Origin of the sequence: Streptomyces rimosus (assembly GCF_008704655.1) — a bacterium.
Classification (GTDB): Bacteria; Actinomycetota; Actinomycetes; order Streptomycetales; family Streptomycetaceae; genus Streptomyces; species Streptomyces rimosus.
In genome coordinates this window covers 2,127,128-2,145,865 of record NZ_CP023688.1, presented here as the reverse complement: position 1 = coordinate 2,145,865, position 18,738 = coordinate 2,127,128, and the positions used below count along the sequence as shown (strand labels likewise).

Sequence of the window (18,738 nt, the reverse complement as noted above, 5' to 3'; positions counted from 1 at the left end):
GCTGAGTACGCGCCCACCGCCCCTCTGAGTACCCGCACCGATGCCGCCCCCTCCCGCCGCGGGAAGACTGGCGATCATGAGCACACCAGCCCCTTCGACCTCACCCGCACCAGCCTCCGCCCCCACCGGTCTGCCGGAGAGCGACCCGTTCGCGCCCTCCAAGGCGGCCCTGCGGGTGTTCGCCGTCCTCGGCTTCCCGCTGCTCGCCGTCGCGTGGGTGCTGTTCGCGATCATCGTCCTCCACCAGGCGTACAGCGGCGACGGGGCGAGCGGGCCGCTGGCGGGCGCGGCTCAGGTGGCGCTGATGCTCTCCCCGGTCGCGGGCCTGGCCTCGTTCTGCATCCCCGACGCCCCGGGCCACCGCGCCCGGCGCACCACCATCTGGATCCAGTACGGACTCCTCGTCGCCGGCCCGGTGCTGGCAGCCGTCGACTTCTCCTGACGGCCCGCCGGCCGGGAACGCCGCGACGGCCCTTCCGGCCGGCAGGTGTTCCACCGGCCGAAAGGGCCGCGCACCGCGGTCACTCCGGTACGAGCACCACCTTGAGCGCCGAGTACGGGGACCCGGGCGCCGCGGCGAGGGCCGCGAACGCCTCCTCGTGCCGCTCCAGCGGGAAGCGGTGGGTCACCAGCCGCTCCAACGGCAGCCACCGGGCCAGCTCGATCGCCCGGGGGAACAGCCGGCTGTTGTAGTCCCCGGCCCCGATGATCTGCAGCCCCCGCTGAAGGATCTCCAGCGGCCGCACGGTCGCCGACGCCTTGCTGTTGTAGCCCATGACGACCACGCGGCCGCGCGTCGCCGCGTACGCCATGCTCTGTTCCAGCAGGTTGCCGACGGTGTCGATGACCACGTCACCGCGCCCGGCGAGGTCCGGATCGTCCGGCGGACGCACGGTGACCCGACCGCCGAAGTCCCCGGCGAACACCTCGCGGCACAGCTCCTGCCGGTACGGGTCCGGCTCGGTCAGCAGGACCCGGGCGCCGTAGTAGTGGGCCGCCATCGCGCAGACCACGCCGACCGGGCCGCCGCCGACGATCACCGCGGTCTCACCGGCCCGCAGACGGCCCGCCTCGACGTTGTTCAGCGCGCAGGCCAGCGGCTCCACGCCCACCGCCCGGTCGAAGTCCATGCCCTCGGGCACGGCGTGCACGAACCGTTCGGGCAGCCGGATGAACTCGGCGAACGCGCCGTCCAGGTCGAGCCCGACCTCCGTACCGGCCTTGTTGGCGCAGAAGTCCCAGTGCCCGCGCAGACAGGGCGGGCAACTGCCGCAGTACAGCGTGGGGTTGATGACGACCCGGTCGCCCGGCTTGTGCGCGGTGACCGCGGCCCCCGCCTCCTCGACGGTACCGACCGCCTCGTGCCCCATCACCACGCCCGGCTCGGCGGGGAACTTGCCCACCAGCACGCTGCGGTCGGTGCCGCAGATGCCGGTCTGCACGACCCGCACCACCACGTCGTCGGGCGCCGTGGCCGCCGGCTTCGGGTGGTCGACCAGTGACACCGTGCGCCGCTCGGTCAGGACCAGGGCCTTCATCGCGTACCTCCTGAGGTCGTGGGGGCGGCGCCCGGAATGTCCCACCGGATGGCGCCGAGCAGTTCCTTGTGCAGCTGTGGCGTGGCCGCCGCGACGCACGACTTCTGGTTCATCGGGTCCAGGTCGAGCAGCGCGGTGGTGCCCAGGTCGCCGCCGTACGCGTCGGTGATGGTCACCCCGCTGCGCTTGGCGAGGTACACCGCGGCGGCGATGTCGTACGGGAACAGGTGCAGGATCGAGCCGCGCCCGGCCGCCAGGAACGCCGCCTCGGTCCCGGGGTGGTCGCGCAGGACGCGGTTGCCGATGTCCACGTACGCGTCGAGCTGGCCGGTGATGATGCGCGAGATCGAGAACGTCGCGCTGTTGAAGACGAAGACGCCGCCGGTGTTCGCGGACCGGTCCACCAGGTGTCCGTAGGCTGCCGTCATCAGGTGCATCGGATGGCCGTTGAACTCGATCGACCAGAACATCTTCGCCGGGTCGGTGGTACGGCTCAGCCTGGGCAGCGCGTGCGGGAACCCGCCGTACGACAGCCCTTCGTCGTCACCGTGGATCCAGGCGCCGGACTTGATCTCCAGCAGGTGTGCCGCGGTGACATCGTCCAGCGTGGGCGCGGACGACGTCAGCGGCGCCGCCGCGATCGAGACCATGCCCATCTCCAGGCCCGCCGAGGTCGGCCGGGTGCCGTCGATGGGGTCCACGACCAGCACGTACTCCGGATCGGGCGCCAGCTCGACCAGCGAGCCGTCCTCGGTGTAGACCGCGAGCGGTACGTGGGCGTGCGCGCGCAGATAATCGAGTACGGCGCGCTCGGCGACCTCGTCCACGTCGAACTGGGCGTCGCCGCCCGGCGAGTCACCGTGCACCTGCCGGACCGGACCCCGGTCGGCGTACGCCATCAGCTCGGCCCTGACATACCGGCCGAGACCGGTCAGCAGGTCCTTCATGGTCGTCTTACCGGTCGGCTCGGTCATGCGGACAGCTCCGCGCGGAACAGGCTCTCCAGGCGGTCGCACAGCAGCTCCGCCTGGTCGAGGGTGAGGATCAGCGGCGGCCGGATCTTGAGCACATTGCCGTAGCCGTACCGCGAGGTGCGCAGGATCAGGCCGTGCTGCCCGGCCGCGCCCGCCAGGTGGTTGGTCAGCTTGACGGCGGGCTTGCCGTCGGGGTGCGCGATCTCGAAGCCGATCATGAGGCCGACCCCGCGTACGTCCACGATGGCCGGGTAGCGGGTCCGCATGTCCGCGAGCCGGCCGAGGATGTAGTTGCCGGTGGCCCGTACGTTGGCCAGGAACTCCGGCTGCCGGACGATGTCGAGGGTGACATTGGCGGCCGCGGCCGCCAGCAGGTTGGCGCCGTAGGTGAAGGAGTGGTGGTTGGCCGGCAGACCCGCCAGCCGCTCGTTCGTCAGGATCGCCGCCACCTGGGCGCCCGAGCCGCCCAGGCCCTTGGCGGTGGTGATCGCGTCCGGCTCCACGTCGAAGTGCTGCGCCGCGAACATCCGCCCCGTACGGCCGATGCCGGTCTGGATCTCGTCGAAGATCAGCACGATGTCGTGCTCGTCGCAGAAGGCCCGTAACTTCGGGAAATAGCCGTCCGGCGGAACGATGTTGCCGCCGTTGCCGGAGATCGGCTCGACGATGACGGCGGCGACCTGCCCGGTGCTGGCGTATTCCAGGAAATCCTCGATGCGGTCGACGCACATCATTCCGCAGGTGTCCGGCCGCTGCCCGTAGAAGCAACGGAAGCAGTACGGGTCCGGCACCTGGAGGGTGCGCGGAAAGAGCGAGGGGAACGGCTCCTTGCGGAACGCGTTGCCCGACATCGAGGTCATCATCATGGTCTGCCCGAGGTGGCTGCGGAACAGGGAGATGACCTCCGAACGTCCCGTGGCTTGCTGCGCCATCTTGATGACGCCCTCATTGGCGGTCGAGCCGCCGGAAACCTTCGGATGCACCTTGGTCAGGTTCCCGGGGGAGACCTCCACGAGCCGGCGCACCAGCCCGTTGACCGGCTCGCTCTGCACGGACGAGGTGAGATGGGCGAAGACGTCCAGCTGCTCCTTCATCGCCGCGATCACGGCCGGATGGGAGTAGCCCAAACTCAGATTGAAGGTGGCGGAGGCGCAGTCGAGGTATTCGTTGCCGTCCTCGTCGTACAGGAAGATCCCCTCGCCACGGACCATCTTCCGGGCGCTGACCGGGTAGTAGAGCAGATCGCGGACGTTCGTGGTGTCCATGAACGGTTCTCCTTGTGAAGGCATGGTGGTGCCGTGCCGTGGTGCGCGTGGGCTGCCGGGCGTGCCGAATCGCCGCGTGGCCGGTTGTGGCGTCGTGGAGGCGGGCGGCTCCGGCTGTCGACAGGCGGACGCACGCCCGCGCGGCCGGACCTCGCCGGCAGCGGTGTGGGATTGATACGTGCTGTCCGGTGCACGGCGTGGGCTCGGTGAGAGCGACGCGCGGGCCGGACGCTTCAAGCTTTGACGAGACCGACCCTAACAGGGGGTGTGTTCATTTCGGCTGATCGATTGCCAATCGGCTGGAATACATCAGGCAGGTGTGCGGGCCACGCTGTCCGGGGGGATCAGGGGAGCGCTCCTGGCCTGCGCGGAGGCGGAGTTGTGCGGCGGATCGGACGCCTAAGTGGACGTTGGCGCAGTTCCGTCGCCGATGCGGACCGGGCCTTCGACAACACTCCAAGAAGCGGCATACGGAACGGAGCACCGTTCGTTTCGATGCCTTACGCAAAATTCAAACAGCGTTGATGGGACTTTGAACGGAGTTTGCGTGGACGTAGAGGAGTGGGGCGGGAGGGAGGGGCGGGGCCGGGAGACATGGCCGTTTCAACGGCAAGGCGCCGGGGCGGGGGTGTCAGGTCCCCCGCCCCGGCGCCGGCATGAGGGGCGCGTGCCGATCTACGGCGCGTACCCGCCGCACTCACTCCAACACCGGCCGCAACTCCCGCAGCGAGGTGAACACATGGCCCCGCATGCCCAGCGCTTCCGCAGCCCGGACGTTGGCGTCCCGGTCGTCGACGAACAGGATGCGCTCGGGCGGCAGGCCGAAGGCGGTACTGCACCACGTGTACGCGCCGGACTCCGGCTTGGCGTGGCCGATGCGGCAGGAGAAGGCCAGGACCGAGAAGCGCTTCAGCCACTCCTGGTGTTGCTCGTAATGCGCCGCCAATTCCGCCGGAATGTTGGACAGAAGGCCGATGGTGGTACCGCGGTCCGCCAGCCGTCCGACGTACTCCACCATTTCCTCGTCGACCCGGCTCCAGCTCGCCACGTCCGCGGCGATGAGTTCCGCGATCCGCTCCTCGTCGAAAGGTGTACCGAGCGCGTCGGCGACCTTCCGCCAATATTGCGTACCGTTCTGGTCGCCCCGGTCATAAGGCTGCCGCAGATTCCAGTAACTCTCCCAGAAGGCGTCACCGGACACCCCGGCCGTGTTCTCCAGCCGGTCGCAGGCGGCCGGTGACTGGTGCCGGGCGAGCACGCCGAACATGTCGAAGAGCACCGCGGTCATGACATCACCCCTACGAATCCGCTCCCGGCGGCGGGACGCACACGGTCCGCCCGGCCGGCCTTGCTCTCACAAGGTGCGTGCGAGTACACACGTGCCATGGGTGCATGTCAACCGTCACCCTCTCCACAGACCTCCACACCCAACGGGCGGACCGGCGAAAACTCGCACCCGATGTGTTGATGTGCTACATCAGCGACATGAATGTCTCCGAACGCCACCGGTTCATCCTGGCCCTGCTGGCCGAACGCAACCGGGCCTCCGTGGCCGAACTCGCCCGCTCCACCAAGACGTCGGAGATGACCATCCGCCGGGACCTCGAACTCCTGGAGTCCCGGGGCGCCCTGCGCCGGGTGCACGGCGGCGCGGTCAGCACGCTGCTCAGCGGGGTGGAACCGCCGTACGCGGTACGGGCCATGGTCGGCGGCGAGACCAAGGCGAAGCTGGCCGACGTGGTGGTGCGGATGCTCAACGACGGGGAGACCGTCGCCCTGGACACCGGCACCACCGCCGTCGCCGTCGCGCACGCCATGGCGGGCCGCCGGCTGACCGTCACCCCGCTGTCCCTGCACGCGACGATGCCGCTCGCCGAACACGAGGGCATCCGCCTGCTGCTCCCCGGCGGCCAGGTCCGGCCCGGCGAGCTGTCCTTCTACGGGGAGACGGCGCTGCGCACCTTCGAGGACCTGCGGTACGACACCTTCATCCTCGGGTGCTGCGGCGTGGACGCGGCCAACGGCGCGACCGCCTACAACCTGGACGACGTACACGTGAAGCGGGTGGCCGCGCGGGCGGCGCGGCGCATCATCCTGGTGGCCACCGCCGAGAAGCTGGGGCGGGTGGCGCTCGGCCGCATCTGCTCGGTCGAGCAGCTCGACGTGGTGGTGACCGACGCGCCCCAGGGCACGCCGGTGGTGGAGGAAATGCGCGCGGCGGGCGTGAACATCGTCCACGTGTGACGCTCCGTTCCCCACCGCCGGGAGGGTGTCGAAAACCCACTCACCGCCTTCCCGAACAAACGTGGTGTGCGTTACGGTCACCGGTGATGAGCGAATCGACTGCCCCAGCCGCTGGATCGCCCGACCGATCGCCCGACGGATCGCCGGGCGGGGGACCCGCCGGGTCCCCCCTCGCGCCTTCCCTCTCCTCTTCCCCCGGGACATCGCCGTCCCGGCGCCTGCGCATCGCACGCGCCTGCACCTTCACGGCCTTCGCCCTCAACGGTTTCGTGATGGGGATGTGGATCGTGCACATCCCCGCGATCGAGCACCAGGTCGGCATCACCCATGCCGTACTGGGCTGGCTGCTGCTCTTCCTGGGCGGCGGCGCCTTCGTGGGCATGCAGGTCTGCGGGCCGCTGGCCGACCGTTTCGGCAGCCGCGCCATCGTGCTGGCCGGCGGCGCCCTGTGCAGCGCCATGGTCGTCCTTCCGGGCCTGGCGAACTCGCCCTGGACCCTGGCGGCGGCCCTCCTCGCCCTCGGCTTCGGCAACGGCTGCCTGGACGTCAGCATGAACACCCAGGCTGTTCAGGTCGAGCGCGGTTACGGCCGTCCGGTGATGTCGGCCTTCCACGCGGTGTTCTCGGTCGGCGGCGTCATCGCGTCGCTCATCGGCGCCCGCACCATCAGCTGGGACTGGAGCCCCTCCGCCACCCTCGCCGCCGTCGCGGTGACCGGCGTACTGATCACCTTCGCCCTGGTCCCCGGCATGCTGCCCCCCGAGCGATCCTCACCAGCCACGAATCCCTCGCGGACCGGCGCCCCCACCAAACGCCGCACACCCTCCCAGGTCTGGGCACTGGGCATACTCGCCCTGCTGCTCATGCTGTGCGAAGGCGTGGCGAACGACTGGAGTGTGCTCCACCTCAAGGACGTCCTGGACGCGCCCGCCGCCACGGCCGCCCTGGCATACGGCGGTTTCGCCACCGCCATGACCGTCGGCCGTTTCCTCACCGACCGCGCGGTGGGACGTTTCGGCCGGGTCTTCATCGTCCGGTACGGAGCGGGCCTGGCGGCCCTCGGCCTCGCCGCCGCCGCCCTGTCCCCCTGGGTACCCCTGGCCCTCCTCGGCTGGACCCTCTTCGGAATCGGCCTCTCCGGCTGCATTCCGCAGTTCTTCACCGCGGCCGGCAACGTGGACCCGGAATCGTCGGGCGCGAACGTCTCCAGAGTGGCCGGCCTGGGCTACATAGGAATGCTGGCCGGCCCCGCCATCATCGGCCCACTCACCCACCTCGTCCCCCTGAACCTCGCCTTCTTCCTCCCCGTGGCATTCTGCGCCGCCGCGGCCTTTTCTGCGGGGATCCTCCGGCCGGCCCACAGGAAGAGCACCGCTGAAGAACCCGCGAGGGCCGAGGCATGACGAGCCCTCGAACCCTCGCCGACTACTTACCCAAACAACAAATTCACCCCCACGCCCAGGCAATCACCGCCAACGAACTCTTGGAGACCCTGACTCACGACCTCCACGCCGCAGGAACCATCTCTGACCCCCACACCTTCACCCGCGCACTACACACCTGCCTGACCCACGGCACGCACGGCTTCCACGGCATCGCCCTGCTGACCACCCGCAACCGCACCGTCAACACCCCGGCGGCAGCCTTCGCCCGCATATCACCGGACCTCGCCTGGCACGGCGCCGACAACCACCAGATCCGCGACGTCTTCCTCCTAACAGCCCCCCACAAACCAAAGCACCACTCCGGCTGCCTCCAGACATACTCCACCCTCGCCCGCCACACTGCCCACGCCGGCTTCCGCCGCATGCTGGCCGGGGCCTGTACGGCGGAGGAGCTGTATGAACTGTTCTGCCTTATCCGGTGATTGAGGGCCCCTGAGTCGTTGTGTGCCCTGCCGTTCCGGTAGCGGGGCGCCCTATGATCGCTTCACCGCGTACGAGGGGGGCTCGCAATGGCGGCAGGCGGATCGGCGTCGCGGAGGGCGCAAGAGGCGCGGCGACAGGAGCGGCTGCTGCGGGAGCAGTGGCAGTCCGCTCGCCGGCAGGCTCAGCAGTGGGAAGCGGCGAGCGAGGGTGAACGGCGGATCGCGGCGCAGCTGCTGGTGCTGACGGAGCGCGGGTGGCGCCTGCTCGTGGACCGTCGATGGCCGGGCACCCGCACCGCCAATGTGGACATGTTGCTGGTGGGCCCCGGCGGCGTCTTCGTCATCGATGTGAAGAACTGGCGCTCTGCGCCCGAGGTTTCGGACGGAAGGCTCTGTGCCGGAGGCGAGCGGCGGGACGAGCACGCGGCGAAGCTGCTCGCGGTGACGAAAGCCGCCGAAAGCGCGGTCGCGTCGCTGGGTATGTCTCCCGTGGCGGTCCAGCCACTCATGGTGTTCGCGGGGCACCGGGTCGACACCGCCCTCGGCCGTATCCGACTCCTGGGGGAACACGAGATCGGCCCTGCGCTGCTGTCGGAGTGCCGCAGACTGCGGACGGAGTCGGTCCGTGCGATGGCCGACCTCCTGGAAAGGGTCTTCCCCGACTACGAGGGATCGGCCGTCGCGCATGAGGCGCCACCGACACCCGTGACACAGCAACAGGTCATGCCAGACGGCCTGCTGGACCTCGAAAGCCTGCGCGATGCGGCGCTGGAAGGGGCGCTGCGGGCCCCGATCGAGCAGTGGATGACCTTCCTGCACCCCGATCAGGTCGCACTGGTGCGCCGCAACTGGTCGGGCCCGGCGCGCATCAGCGGCCCGGCGGGCACGGGCAAGACGGTGGTCGGGCTGCACCGAGCGGTCCACCTGGCCAAGCGCACCGGCGGCCGGATCCTCTATGTCACGTTCGCCAACAACCTGCCGCGCGTGCAGGGCACCTTCCTCAAGACCATGTCCCCGGCTGTCGCGGACCGGGTGGATTTCCGCAGCCTGCACTCCTGGGCGCAGGAGTTCCTGCATGCGCGCGGCGTCCCCGTACGGCTCCACGGGGACAAGGCCGAGACCGCCTTCAGCCTCGCCTGGAAGCACGTCGGGCGCGGCAGCCGCCTGGCCGAGATCGATCCGCGGCCGGGCTACTGGCGTGAGGAGATCGACCACGTCATCAAGGGCCGGGGCATCACCACGTTCGAGGAGTACGCGAGCGTGCCCCGGCGCCGACGCCGGACGGTCCTGCGCAGGGCGCACCGACAGGCGGTGTGGGAGCTGTACGAGGCGTACGAGTCGCGGCGCACCGAGCGTGGTGTGCACGACTTCAACGACGTGCTCTCCCTCGCGCTGGCGGAAGCGAGGCGCCACGCGGACCGGTCCCCGTACACGTCCGTCATCGTGGACGAGGTCCAGGACCTCACCCTTGTCGGCGTCCGCCTCCTGCACGCGCTCGTCGGCGACACCCCCAACGGGCTGCTTCTGGTCGGTGACGGCCAGCAGGCCGTATATCCGGGCGGATTCCGCCTCGCCGAGGCCGGCGTCGATATCCGCGGTGACCGCGGGCAGGTACTGAAGACCAATTACCGCAACAGCAAACAGGTTCTGGACGCCGCGCTCACGGTCGTGGCCGACGACGCTTTCGAGGACATCGACGGCCTGCGTACACCCGGCCGCCGCGAGGTCGACCTCACTTACCACGACGGGCGGGTCGTCCGCGTGACGAAGCCGACCGCGGACGCACACGACCAGGCGCTCCTGGACGCTCTGCGTGCCCTGCGGGACGGGGCACGAGCCGATGCCGCCGTGCTGTGCCCGTCCATGCGGGCCATCGGCCACTACCAGCGGCTGCTGAGTCAGGGGGGCATCCCGGTATGCCTGCTGGAACACTACGACGGCCGCGCCGTCGACTCGGTGAAGCTCGGCACCTACCGCAGGGCCAAGGGCCTTGAGTTCAAGTACGTCTACCTGCCCCAGCACGACGCTGCCCTGGCGAACGAAGCGGCTACCGGCGGCTCCGGTGCGACGGAGGTCCCCGAAACCGCGAGGGAACGGGAAGAACTGCTCCGCAGCCAGCTCTTCGTGGCCATGACACGTGCCCGGGACCTGCTGTGGCTGGGGAGCGTCAGCCCGTAGGAGCGGCGGGGGGCTCAGTCCGTGATGTCCACGCCGTACCCGCGTGCCAGGGTGTCGAGGCCGTGGTCGTACCCCTGGCCGACCGCGCGCAGACGCCACAGGGGGCCTCTGCGGTAGACCTCGGCGAGCAGCATGGTGCGTTCCGTCGTCGCGGCGTCCAGCGTGGCCCTGGCGAGTGGCGCCCCGCTGCTGCCGGGGGCGGCGCCGATCTGGATCGCGCCGACATCGCCGAAGGTGGCGGTGCCGTCGATGGCCGCGGCGACGACGATCTTGCGGGTGGCAGGCGGCAGCGAGCCCAGGTCGATGGCGATGCTCTGTTCGGCCGGGCCACCGGTGAGCAGGCGCACCGTCCCGGCCGGGCTCTCCGGAGCACCGTAGAAGACGAAGTCCTCGTCACAGGTCACCTGTTCCTGCTCGTCGAGGAGGAAGGCGACGACATCGATCTCGCAGCCGGCCTGTGGTGCCCAGGTCGCGGTGACGTGCCACTCGGCTGCGAGAGCTCCGGTCCTCACGGGCAGGTCGATGACGCCGCCCCTCGGCAGGACCTGCGGCTCGTGTGGCCGGGGAGCCGACGGGGCCGGCGCGGTGATCGCCGGTGCGACGAGCCAGCGTTGGTCGCGTACCGGCAGCTCAAGAGCGGTGATGCGACGCATGCGGCGGTCCTCTTCCCCGCCGGGAAGCAGTAGGACATCCGTGACGCTGGCCGAGAGATTGACCGCCGCCGACCCGCCCAGATCGACGACGCGCGTACGGGCCGCCACGGCGACGGCATGCGTACCACCGAGGACCAGGACCCGCCGCCCCGCCAGCGGCTTGCCCGGCGTAGCGGCAGGACGTGCGGGGCGGCGCGGGGCGGGAACGGGCGCGTCGGAGGGAGGCGCAGGAAGGGAAGGCGCTTCCGGGGCGGGTGCGGCGGCGGCAGCCGCTCCCTCATGGGGCGTTCCGGGCCGTACGTCGGCCAGCAGACGAAGGAACGTCCGCTCGTCGATGACCGGCACCCCTTCGGCGACCGCACGCCGGGCCTTCGCCGATGCGGACGCGGGCTCGTTGCTGACGAGAGCGCTGGTGTGCCCGCTGACGGACCTCATCATGTTCAGCCCGGCGGATACGCCCCGTGCGACCAGTTCGGCGCGGGAGACAGCCGTCGGACCGGTGATCGCGATCTTCATTCCCTGCCGGAGCGGCCCGCCGGGGGCCAGGCGCCCCGGGTTGCTGTACGCGCAGGGCGTCTTGGGCGGCTGCGGCATGAACGCCGGGTCCTGCCGTGGCGGACAGGGGACGAGCGGCAACGGCAGGCCGAGCCGGGCCGCATCGCGCAGCGAAGCCCGCAGGATCCCGGCCAGCACACGGGTGTCGTCCAGCGCATCGTGCGCGCGTTGCTGCGGCACGCCGTAGTGGGCGGCGAGGGTGCCCAGCTTCATGTCGTCCGTCGGCGGATCCACCTGACGGCTGAGGGCCAGCGTGCAGAGGCGCTGCGACACCGGCAGCCACATCCGCGCGCGGGCGAATTCATGGGCCAGGAAGTCGTAGTCGAACTGGGCGTTGTGCGCCACGAAGACACGGCCCTGGAGCATCTCGGCGATCTTCCCGGCGACCTGGTCGAAGGTCGGCGCTCCCCGCAGCCGCTCGGAGGGCAGCCCGTGCACGTCCACCGGCCCCGGATCGCACCCGGGGTTCAGCAGCGTCGAGAACTCCCCGGTCCGCTCGCCGTCCCGGCCGACGGTCACCACCGCAACGGACAGCACCCGGTCCCGCCTGGCGATGAGACCGGAGGTCTCGACGTCGACCAAGGCCCAGTCGTGGACGTAACCGCCCGTGGCGGACAGGTCGAAACCGCTGGTGGAGAGGCTCATAAAACCTAGGATGATCCGGTATGCGCCCCTGCTTCAACCTTCATGCACGGTGCTTTGGCCTTCATGCACGTTGCTCTGGTTCGAGCAGGCCATTCGGCAGCCGGTAACAGCCCGGGCCTCCGGGGCCGGTCGCCGAGAGGCCCGGGAGGCATCAGCGCCGCCTCCGCACTGTCCGGTCAGATATCCCGAAAGATCTCAATCTGCGCCCCCACAGAATTCAACCGCTCCGCCAAATCCTCATACCCCCGATTGATCACATACACATTGCGCAGCACCGACGTCCCCTCCGCCGCCATCATCGCCAGCAGGATGACGACCGCGGGGCGCAGGGCCGGGGGGCACATCATTTCCGCTGCGCGCCAGCGGGTGGGGCCGTCGATGAGGACGCGGTGCGGGTCGAGGAGTTTGACCTGGGCGCCGAGGCGGTTGAGGTCGGTGAGGTAGATGGCGCGGTTGTCGTAGACCCAGTCGTGGATGAGGGTCTGGCCCTGGGCGCTGGCCGCGATGGCCGCGAAGAACGGGACGTTGTCGATGTTCAGGCCGGGGAACGGCATGGGGTGGATCTTGTCCAGGGGGGCCTGGAGCTTGGAGGGGCGCACCGTCAGGTCGATGAGGCGGGTGCGGCCGTTGTCGGCGGCGTACTCCGTGCTGCGCTCGTGGTTGAGGCCCATCTCCTCCAGGACGGCGAGTTCGATCTCCAGGAACTCCACCGGGACGCGGCGGATGGTCAGTTCGGACTCGGTGACGACGGCGGCCGCCAGCAGGCTCATCGCCTCGACGGGGTCCTCGGACGGGGCGTAGTCCACGTCGCGGTCGATGTGCGCGACGCCGTGCACGGTCAGCGTGGTGGTGCCGACGCCCTCGACCCGTACGCCCAGTTCCTCCAGGAAGAAGCACAGGTCCTGGACCATGTAGTTGGAGGAGGCGTTGCGGATGACGGTGATGCCGTCGTGGCGGGCCGCGGCCAGCAGCGCGTTCTCGGTGACGGTGTCGCCGCGCTCGGTCAGTACGATCGCGCGCTTGGGGGCGACGGAGCGGTCCACGACGGCGTGGTAGGTGCCCTCCGTCGCGGTGACCTCCAGGCCGAAGTGGCGCAGCGCCGTCATGTGCGGCGTGACCGTACGCGTACCAAGGTCGCAGCCGCCCGCGTACGGGATCTTGAAGTGGTCCATGCGGTGCAGCAGCGGACCGAGGAACATGATGACGCTGCGGGTGCGGCGGGCCGCCTCCGTGTCCATGGCGTCCAGGTCCAGCTCGGCCGGCGGCACGATCTCCAGGTCGTTGCCGTCGTTGATCCAGCGGGTGCGGACGCCGATGCTGCCCAGCACCTCCAGGATCCGGTAGACCTCCTCGATGCGGGCCACTCGGCGCAGCGTGGTGCGGCCCGCGTTGAGGAGCGTGGCGCACAGCAGGGCCACGCACGCGTTCTTGCTCGTCTTGACGTCGATGCTGCCGGAGAGGCGGCGGCCGCCGACGACGCGCAGATGCATGGGACCCGCGTACCCGAGCGAGACGATTTCACTGTCCAGCGCCTCGCCGATCCGCGCGATCATCTCAAGGCTGATGTTCTGATTGCCGCGTTCGATGCGGTTGACTGCGCTCTGGCTGGTGCCGAGAGCCTCCGCGAGCTGCGTCTGTGTCCAGCCCCGGTGCTGCCGCGCGTCGCGGATGAGCCTGCCGATGCGTACGAGGTAGTCGTCTGCCATGAGGTAGACGGTATCTCAGATATGAGATCGATGAGTAATCGGGTGGTGGAGGGTGGGTGTTGACTGGTTGGCCGGGTTGTTCTACTACTATGCAAATAAAGGGGGAGTGTCGATGAACTTCTTGAACACCACGCAAGCCCGCCCCGCCGCCGGACCACCCGTGCTCCGTCCCTGGCGGGCGCTGATCGCCGTACTGCCGTTCCTGGCCGCCGTCGTGGCCGTCACCGCGGTCTTCTGGTCCGTACGGGACCGGATTCCCGAGCCGCTGGCCATGCACTTCACTTCCGACGGCACGAGCGACGACTTCACCACCGCCTCCCACTTCCTCACGGTCATGCTGGGCCTGCCGGCCGTCCTCGGCGTCTCCATCGGCGTACTGGTGCTGCGCGACGCGGCCGCGGGCGCCCTGCGCGGGGCCATCGCCACCGGCTACGCCATGGCGGGGCTGTTCGGCTGTTTGGGTGTATCGCTGCTGCTGCAGAACGTGGACGCGGGCGACGCGGCCGCGGTCCGGTTCCCGCCGTCGTACCTGGGCCTGGCCCTCGGCGTGGCGGCCCTCGCCGCGGTGGTGGGCGGGCTGTGCGCGGGCCGCGACCGGGTACGGGCGGACGAGGTGGCCGGGCCGGCGCGCCCGACACCGCCGCTCGGCCTCGCGGACGGCGAGACCGCCGGCTGGTCGCGGACCGTCGGCTCGCCCACCCTGGTCGTGCTCGGCCCCGGGCTCCTCGCCATCGGTGTGCTCATCGGCCTCGCGATGAACTGGGTCGGTGCCGTGGGCTTCGCCGTCGCCGCCCTGTCCTGCCTGGTGTTCGCGGGCGTACAGGTGACCGCCGACCGCCGGGGCCTGACCGTCGCCTCGCCCCTCGTACCGCGCCCCCGCCTGCGCATCCCGCTCGCGCGCATGGAGGAGGCCGGTGTCCAGCAGATCAGCCCGCTGGGCGACTTCGGCGGCTGGGGCTACCGCCTGCGGGGCGGGCGCAGCGGCATCGTGCTGCGCCGCGGCGAGGCGCTGGCGCTGCGGCTGACCAACGGCCGGGTCTTCGTGGTGACCGTCGACGACGCGGCCACCGCCGCGGCGCTCCTGAACGCCCTGCTCACCCGGGAGCGCGAGAAGCGCGCCACCGGCCCCGGTCAGGAGGACTGACGTGCTCTTCCGTGTCGACCACGCCTCCCCGGTCCCGCTCGGCGACCAGATCGCCGCCTCGGTACGCGGCGCCCTCGCCGACGGCTCCGTACAACCCGGCGAGCGCCTGCCCGCGGCCCGTACGGTCGCCGAGTCCCTGGGCGTCAACGTCCACACCGTGCTGCGCGGCTACCAGCGCCTGAAGGACGAGGGCCTCATCGACCTCCGCCGCGGCCGCGGCGCCGTCGTCACCGGCCACGCCTCCCCGGCCCGCGCCCGCCTCACCGAACACGTGGGCCGGCTGGTGAACGAAGCCCGCACCCTCGGCCTCAACGACGAGGAGGTCGTGGCGTTGGTCCGGAGCGGGTTGGCGACGGGGTGAGGGGGACGGGCCGGCGGACCGTCTCCGACCGGGCCCGCCCCCTCGGCCCCCACGCGAAGGCCAGCACGGCTCCCACCACCCCGACCCCCGCGGCAGCGGCCAGCACCCGGGCCGGGCCCCTCCTCCTCCCCTGAACCCCCACCCTCACTTCCGCAAGAACGCCAGCACCTCATCCGTCTGCCCGAAGATCGCGTGCCCGACGCCCGGCAGCAGCCGTACGGTCGCGTTCGGGACGTTGTCCTGTATGCGCCGGGCCGTGCCTGCCGAGTCGAAGAGGGCGTCGTCGGTTCCGGCGATCAGCAGCAGCGGGATGTTCAGGCCGCGCAGCTCGTCGTCGGAGAACACCGGGAGTTGCTCCGTGCGTGGCTTGAACTGCTGGAAGGTCAGGACCACTTGGTCGAGGACGGGGGACGCCTGCGGTGTGTTCAGGCCGGTGGCGCTTCGTGCGGAACGGAGCATGCCCCGGCGTCCGAACGGGCGCAGGAGCAGGGCCTTGAAGAGCAGGCCCATCCGTTGTTTTCCGACGCCGCCGGGGCACAGCAGGGCCAGGCGTGTCACCCGGCCGGGGCGGCGGGTGGCGTGGTCGAGGGCCATCCAGCCGCCGAGTGAGGTGGCGACGACCGCGGTGGTCGCGATCTCCAGGCCGTCCAGTACGTCGTCGAGCCACTGCGCGTACGCGTCGGAGGCCAGGGGTGGGCGGGACGGCGCGCTCAGGCCCGGTTCGCCGATGAGGTCGACCGCGTACGTACGGAAGTGCCGCGACCAGGTGGCGATGTCGCCCAGCCACATGCTCGTGTTGGCGCCCGCGCCGTGCAGCAGGACCAGCGGCGGAGCCTCCTTCGGGCCGGAGGCGACGACGAACGTTTCGCCTTCGCGGGTCGGTATCCGCAGGTGTTCGGCGGGGACGGGCCAGGCGGCCAGTGCTTCCTGGTAACGCTGCCGCAACTGTTGTTCTCCGGCCGCGGACTTGTAGATCGTGCTCACGAGTCGAGCACCCCCTCGATGTAGTCGAACAGCCGGGCCGTGTCGGCCAGGCCGCCAAGGATGATGACCTTCATCCGGGCCCGCTCCGGGTCGTACGCCGTCTCGATCCGCAGGGGCCGCTCGCCGTGGCCGCGGTGGGCTACCGAGGCGGTCAGCAGGGTGGCCACCCGGTCGGCGGTACGGGCGTCGACCGCTTCGATCTCCACGATGCTCGACACCTCGCTGTGCCGCGGCCCGCCGGCCGGGTCCCCGGGCGCGGCGGGGGCCGGGCGGCCGGTGAAGGCTTCCAGGTCCTCGTGCGCGATCCGGTACTGCTTGCCGATGCGGACGGCGGCGAGGCGTCCGTCGCGCACGTAGTTGCGGACGGTGCGTACGTGCAGGCCCAGGCGCTCGGCGACTTGTTCCACGGAGTAGAGGCGGTCGGTCATGAAAGTACCCTAACCTTCCCTATCGAGGGAGTGATAGGGAAGGTTAGGGTATTCGGTGGGGAATGTTGAGGAAGCTTGGCGGCCTCGCGTGCGGGCGGCGTGGCCGGTGCAGCCGCTCTACCGGCCTCCGCCCCGCGTCCGCACCAGCAGCCACAGGAAGTACGGCGTCCCGATGACCGCTGTGAGGAGTCCCGCTCCCAGCTGCGCCGGTGCGATCACCGTCCGGCCCACCACGTCCGCCGTACCCACCAGTGCCGCGCCCAGCAGCACTGCCACCGGCACCACCCGTACATGCCTGCGGCCCACCAGGGCGCGGGCGGCGTGCGGGGCGACCAGGCCGACGAAGGCGATGGTTCCGGACGCGGCGACGGCCGCCGCGCTCAGCAGGACGCCCAGCGTCAGGAGGCCGAGGCGCGCCCGGGGTACTCCGAGGCCCAGGAGTCTCGGGGTGTCCTCGTCCAGGGAGATCAGGTCGAGTTCGGTGCGCCGGGCGACCGCCACGGCCAGTCCTGCCGCGAGGACGACGGCCAGCGGCAGCAGGTCGGGCAGCGTCCGCCCGTACGTCGAACCGGACAGCCAGGTCAGCGCCTTGGTGGCGTTGAACGGATCGGTCAGGACGATGAACAGGCTGATCAGGGCGGCGCTCGCGGTGGCGACGCCCATACCGACCAGCACCAGGCGGTTCTGCCGGAAGCCGCCGCGCGCGGACAGCCCGAAGACGAGCGCCGCGGCGAGGGCGGCGCCCGCGAACGCGGCGGCGGCCAGACCCGCCGGCCCGGCCCCGGGCGCGCTGGTCACGAGGATCACCGCGCCCAGCGCCGCGCCGCCGGAGACGCCCATGACGCCCGGTTCGGCGAGCGGGTTGCGGGTCACGGCCTGGACCAGGGTGCCCGCGAGGGCGAGGGCCGCGCCCGCGAGGAGGGCGGCGAGCACCCGTGGCACCCGGGTGTCCAGGACGAAGGAGACGGCCCGTCCGGCCCTGCCCTGCGCCCAGTTGACGACGTCGCCGAGCAGCAGCTTGGAATCGCCGAGCAGTACGGAGGCGATGATCACGGCGATCAGTACCGCCACCAGCGTCCCGGTCACCGTCAGGAAGACGGTCCGGCTGCGGATGCGCAGCCGGTCGGGCGGGGCGGCGGCGCCGGTGTCCCGGCCCCGGGTCGCCAGCACCACCAGGAACACGGCGCCGACCAGGCTCGTCACCACGCCGGTCGGCACGGCCACCGCCACGTCGGCCGGTACCACCGCCCGCAGCGCGACATCCGAGCCGAGCACCAGCGCCGCGCCGGTCAGCGCGGACCGCGTCACGCTCGCGCGCGTCCGGGAGAAGCCGCCGTAGCGGCGCGCCAGCAGGCGGACGAGAGCCGGGGCGCTCAGCCCGACGAAGCCGATCGGCCCGGCGAGGGTGACGGCCGTGGCGGACAGCAGCGCCGCCAGCACGACGGTGATCACCCGGGTGGCCCGTACGGGTACGCCCAGCCCCCGCGCGGCGTCGTCGCCGAGGGCCAGGGTGTCGACCCGGCGGGCGACCAGCAGCAGCCCCGCCAGTCCGGCGACGGCGAGCGGCAGCAGCCACAGCACTCCGCCGAAACCGTTCTGCGCGATGCTGCCCTGGTTCCAGGCGTACAGCCCTTCCGTCCGCTCGGGGAACAGCAGCAGCAGTCCTTCGGTGACGGAGGTGAGGCCGAGGGTCAGCGCGCTGCCCGCCAGGACCAGCCGGACGGTTCCGCCGCCCAGCCCGGACACCCCGAGGACGACGGCCGCGGCCGCCAGTCCGCCGACGAAGGCGACGCCGGAGGAAGCGAGCAGCGGCAGCGAGACACCGGTCGCGGCGGCCAGGCCGAGCGCGAGGTACGAACCGGCGTTGACCGCGAGGGTGTCGGGCGCGGCGATGACGTTGCGGCTGACGGCCTGGAGCGCGGCACCCGCCATGCCGAGCGCCGCGCCGACCAGGATTCCGGCGGTCATGCGCGGCAGCCGGGAGGCGACGACGACGGAGGCGTCCGCCGCGTCGGCCTGCCCGGTGAGCGCCTTCCACACCTCCGCGGCGCCGACGCCGGAGGTGCCCTGCGCGATGTCGGCGAGCGCGAGGGCGGCGATCAGCAGGACGAGCACGGCCGTCACCGCGACCGCGCCGCCTCTCCGGGACGCCGCCGCGGCGGTGGGGGCAGGGGGAGCGGTGGTGGTGACGGCCAT

Annotated in this window: 16 protein-coding genes; 7 read left to right on the top strand and 9 right to left on the bottom strand. The window is 71.0% G+C overall.

Annotation, left to right across the window (positions count from 1 at the left end; translation table 11 throughout):
- Window positions 1-76: 76 nt before the first annotated feature.
- Window positions 77-442: a hypothetical protein gene (locus CP984_RS08830; RefSeq protein ID WP_030190279.1), complete on the top strand. Its 366-nt coding sequence runs from the start codon at window positions 77-79 to the stop codon at window positions 440-442.
- Between the two features lie 79 nt (window positions 443-521).
- Here the strand turns inward: CP984_RS08830 and CP984_RS08825 are convergent, their stop codons facing one another.
- From CP984_RS08825 to CP984_RS08810, 4 genes are all read right to left on the bottom strand, one after another.
- The gene (locus CP984_RS08825; protein WP_003981090.1) at window positions 522-1,538 is read right to left on the bottom strand and encodes a zinc-dependent alcohol dehydrogenase; all 1,017 of its coding nucleotides are present in this window, start codon (window positions 1,536-1,538) and stop codon (window positions 522-524) included.
- The gene (locus CP984_RS08820) at window positions 1,535-2,512 is read right to left on the bottom strand and encodes an inositol monophosphatase family protein (RefSeq protein ID WP_003981089.1); all 978 of its coding nucleotides are present in this window, start codon (window positions 2,510-2,512) and stop codon (window positions 1,535-1,537) included. Before CP984_RS08820 ends, CP984_RS08825 begins: the two co-directional genes overlap by 4 nt.
- A complete protein-coding gene (locus CP984_RS08815) occupies window positions 2,509-3,777 on the bottom strand; it encodes an aspartate aminotransferase family protein (protein WP_003981088.1) in 1,269 nt (422 codons plus the stop codon). Before CP984_RS08815 ends, CP984_RS08820 begins: the two co-directional genes overlap by 4 nt.
- A gap of 697 nt (window positions 3,778-4,474) precedes the next feature.
- Window positions 4,475-5,065, bottom strand: a complete 591-nt coding sequence (locus CP984_RS08810; RefSeq protein ID WP_003981087.1) for an HAD family hydrolase — start codon at window positions 5,063-5,065, stop codon at window positions 4,475-4,477.
- Between the two features lie 104 nt (window positions 5,066-5,169).
- On the opposite strand from CP984_RS08810, the gene CP984_RS08805 reads away from it, so the two are divergent.
- The 4 genes from CP984_RS08805 to CP984_RS08790 all read left to right on the top strand — a co-directional run bounded on the left by CP984_RS08805 (window position 5,170) and on the right by CP984_RS08790 (window position 10,066).
- Window positions 5,170-6,021: a DeoR/GlpR family DNA-binding transcription regulator gene (locus CP984_RS08805; protein ID WP_197049352.1), complete on the top strand. Its 852-nt coding sequence runs from the start codon at window positions 5,170-5,172 to the stop codon at window positions 6,019-6,021.
- A 272-nt stretch (window positions 6,022-6,293) separates the two neighbouring features.
- A complete protein-coding gene (locus tag CP984_RS08800) occupies window positions 6,294-7,424 on the top strand; it encodes an MFS transporter (protein WP_231512672.1) in 1,131 nt (376 codons plus the stop codon).
- A complete protein-coding gene (locus CP984_RS08795; protein WP_003981084.1) occupies window positions 7,421-7,888 on the top strand; it encodes a PTS sugar transporter subunit IIA in 468 nt (155 codons plus the stop codon). Before CP984_RS08800 ends, CP984_RS08795 begins: the two co-directional genes overlap by 4 nt.
- 87 nt (window positions 7,889-7,975) lie before the next feature.
- A complete protein-coding gene (locus tag CP984_RS08790) occupies window positions 7,976-10,066 on the top strand; it encodes a UvrD-helicase domain-containing protein (RefSeq protein WP_003981083.1) in 2,091 nt (696 codons plus the stop codon).
- Window positions 10,067-10,080: 14 nt separating this feature from the next.
- Here CP984_RS08790 and CP984_RS08785 read toward each other — a convergent pair whose 3' ends face one another.
- Both CP984_RS08785 and CP984_RS08780 read right to left on the bottom strand, forming a co-directional pair.
- Window positions 10,081-11,919: a TerD family protein gene (locus tag CP984_RS08785; RefSeq protein ID WP_003981082.1), complete on the bottom strand. Its 1,839-nt coding sequence runs from the start codon at window positions 11,917-11,919 to the stop codon at window positions 10,081-10,083.
- A 176-nt stretch (window positions 11,920-12,095) separates the two neighbouring features.
- The gene (locus CP984_RS08780) at window positions 12,096-13,625 is read right to left on the bottom strand and encodes a helix-turn-helix domain-containing protein (RefSeq protein WP_003981081.1); all 1,530 of its coding nucleotides are present in this window, start codon (window positions 13,623-13,625) and stop codon (window positions 12,096-12,098) included.
- Window positions 13,626-13,737: 112 nt separating this feature from the next.
- Here CP984_RS08780 and CP984_RS08775 point away from each other — a divergent pair, with 112 nt between their 5' ends.
- Both CP984_RS08775 and CP984_RS08770 read left to right on the top strand, forming a co-directional pair.
- Complete coding sequence (locus CP984_RS08775) at window positions 13,738-14,769, top strand: hypothetical protein (RefSeq protein ID WP_003981079.1); 1,032 nt, start codon at window positions 13,738-13,740, stop codon at window positions 14,767-14,769.
- A 1-nt stretch (window position 14,770) separates the two neighbouring features.
- Window positions 14,771-15,130, top strand: a complete 360-nt coding sequence (locus CP984_RS08770) for a GntR family transcriptional regulator (RefSeq protein ID WP_003981078.1) — start codon at window positions 14,771-14,773, stop codon at window positions 15,128-15,130.
- A gap of 144 nt (window positions 15,131-15,274) precedes the next feature.
- Here the strand turns inward: CP984_RS08770 and CP984_RS08765 are convergent, their stop codons facing one another.
- From CP984_RS08765 to CP984_RS08755, 3 genes are all read right to left on the bottom strand, one after another.
- Window positions 15,275-16,114 (bottom strand): alpha/beta fold hydrolase, encoded by an 840-nt coding sequence (locus CP984_RS08765; RefSeq protein ID WP_003981077.1) that lies wholly within the window; start codon window positions 16,112-16,114, stop codon window positions 15,275-15,277.
- Complete coding sequence (locus CP984_RS08760) at window positions 16,111-16,542, bottom strand: helix-turn-helix domain-containing protein (RefSeq protein WP_003981076.1); 432 nt, start codon at window positions 16,540-16,542, stop codon at window positions 16,111-16,113. The genes CP984_RS08765 and CP984_RS08760 overlap by 4 nt, the downstream gene beginning before the upstream one ends.
- Window positions 16,543-16,659: 117 nt before the next feature.
- Entirely contained in the window at window positions 16,660-18,738 is a 2,079-nt protein-coding gene (locus CP984_RS08755) for an iron ABC transporter permease (protein WP_003981075.1), read from the bottom strand.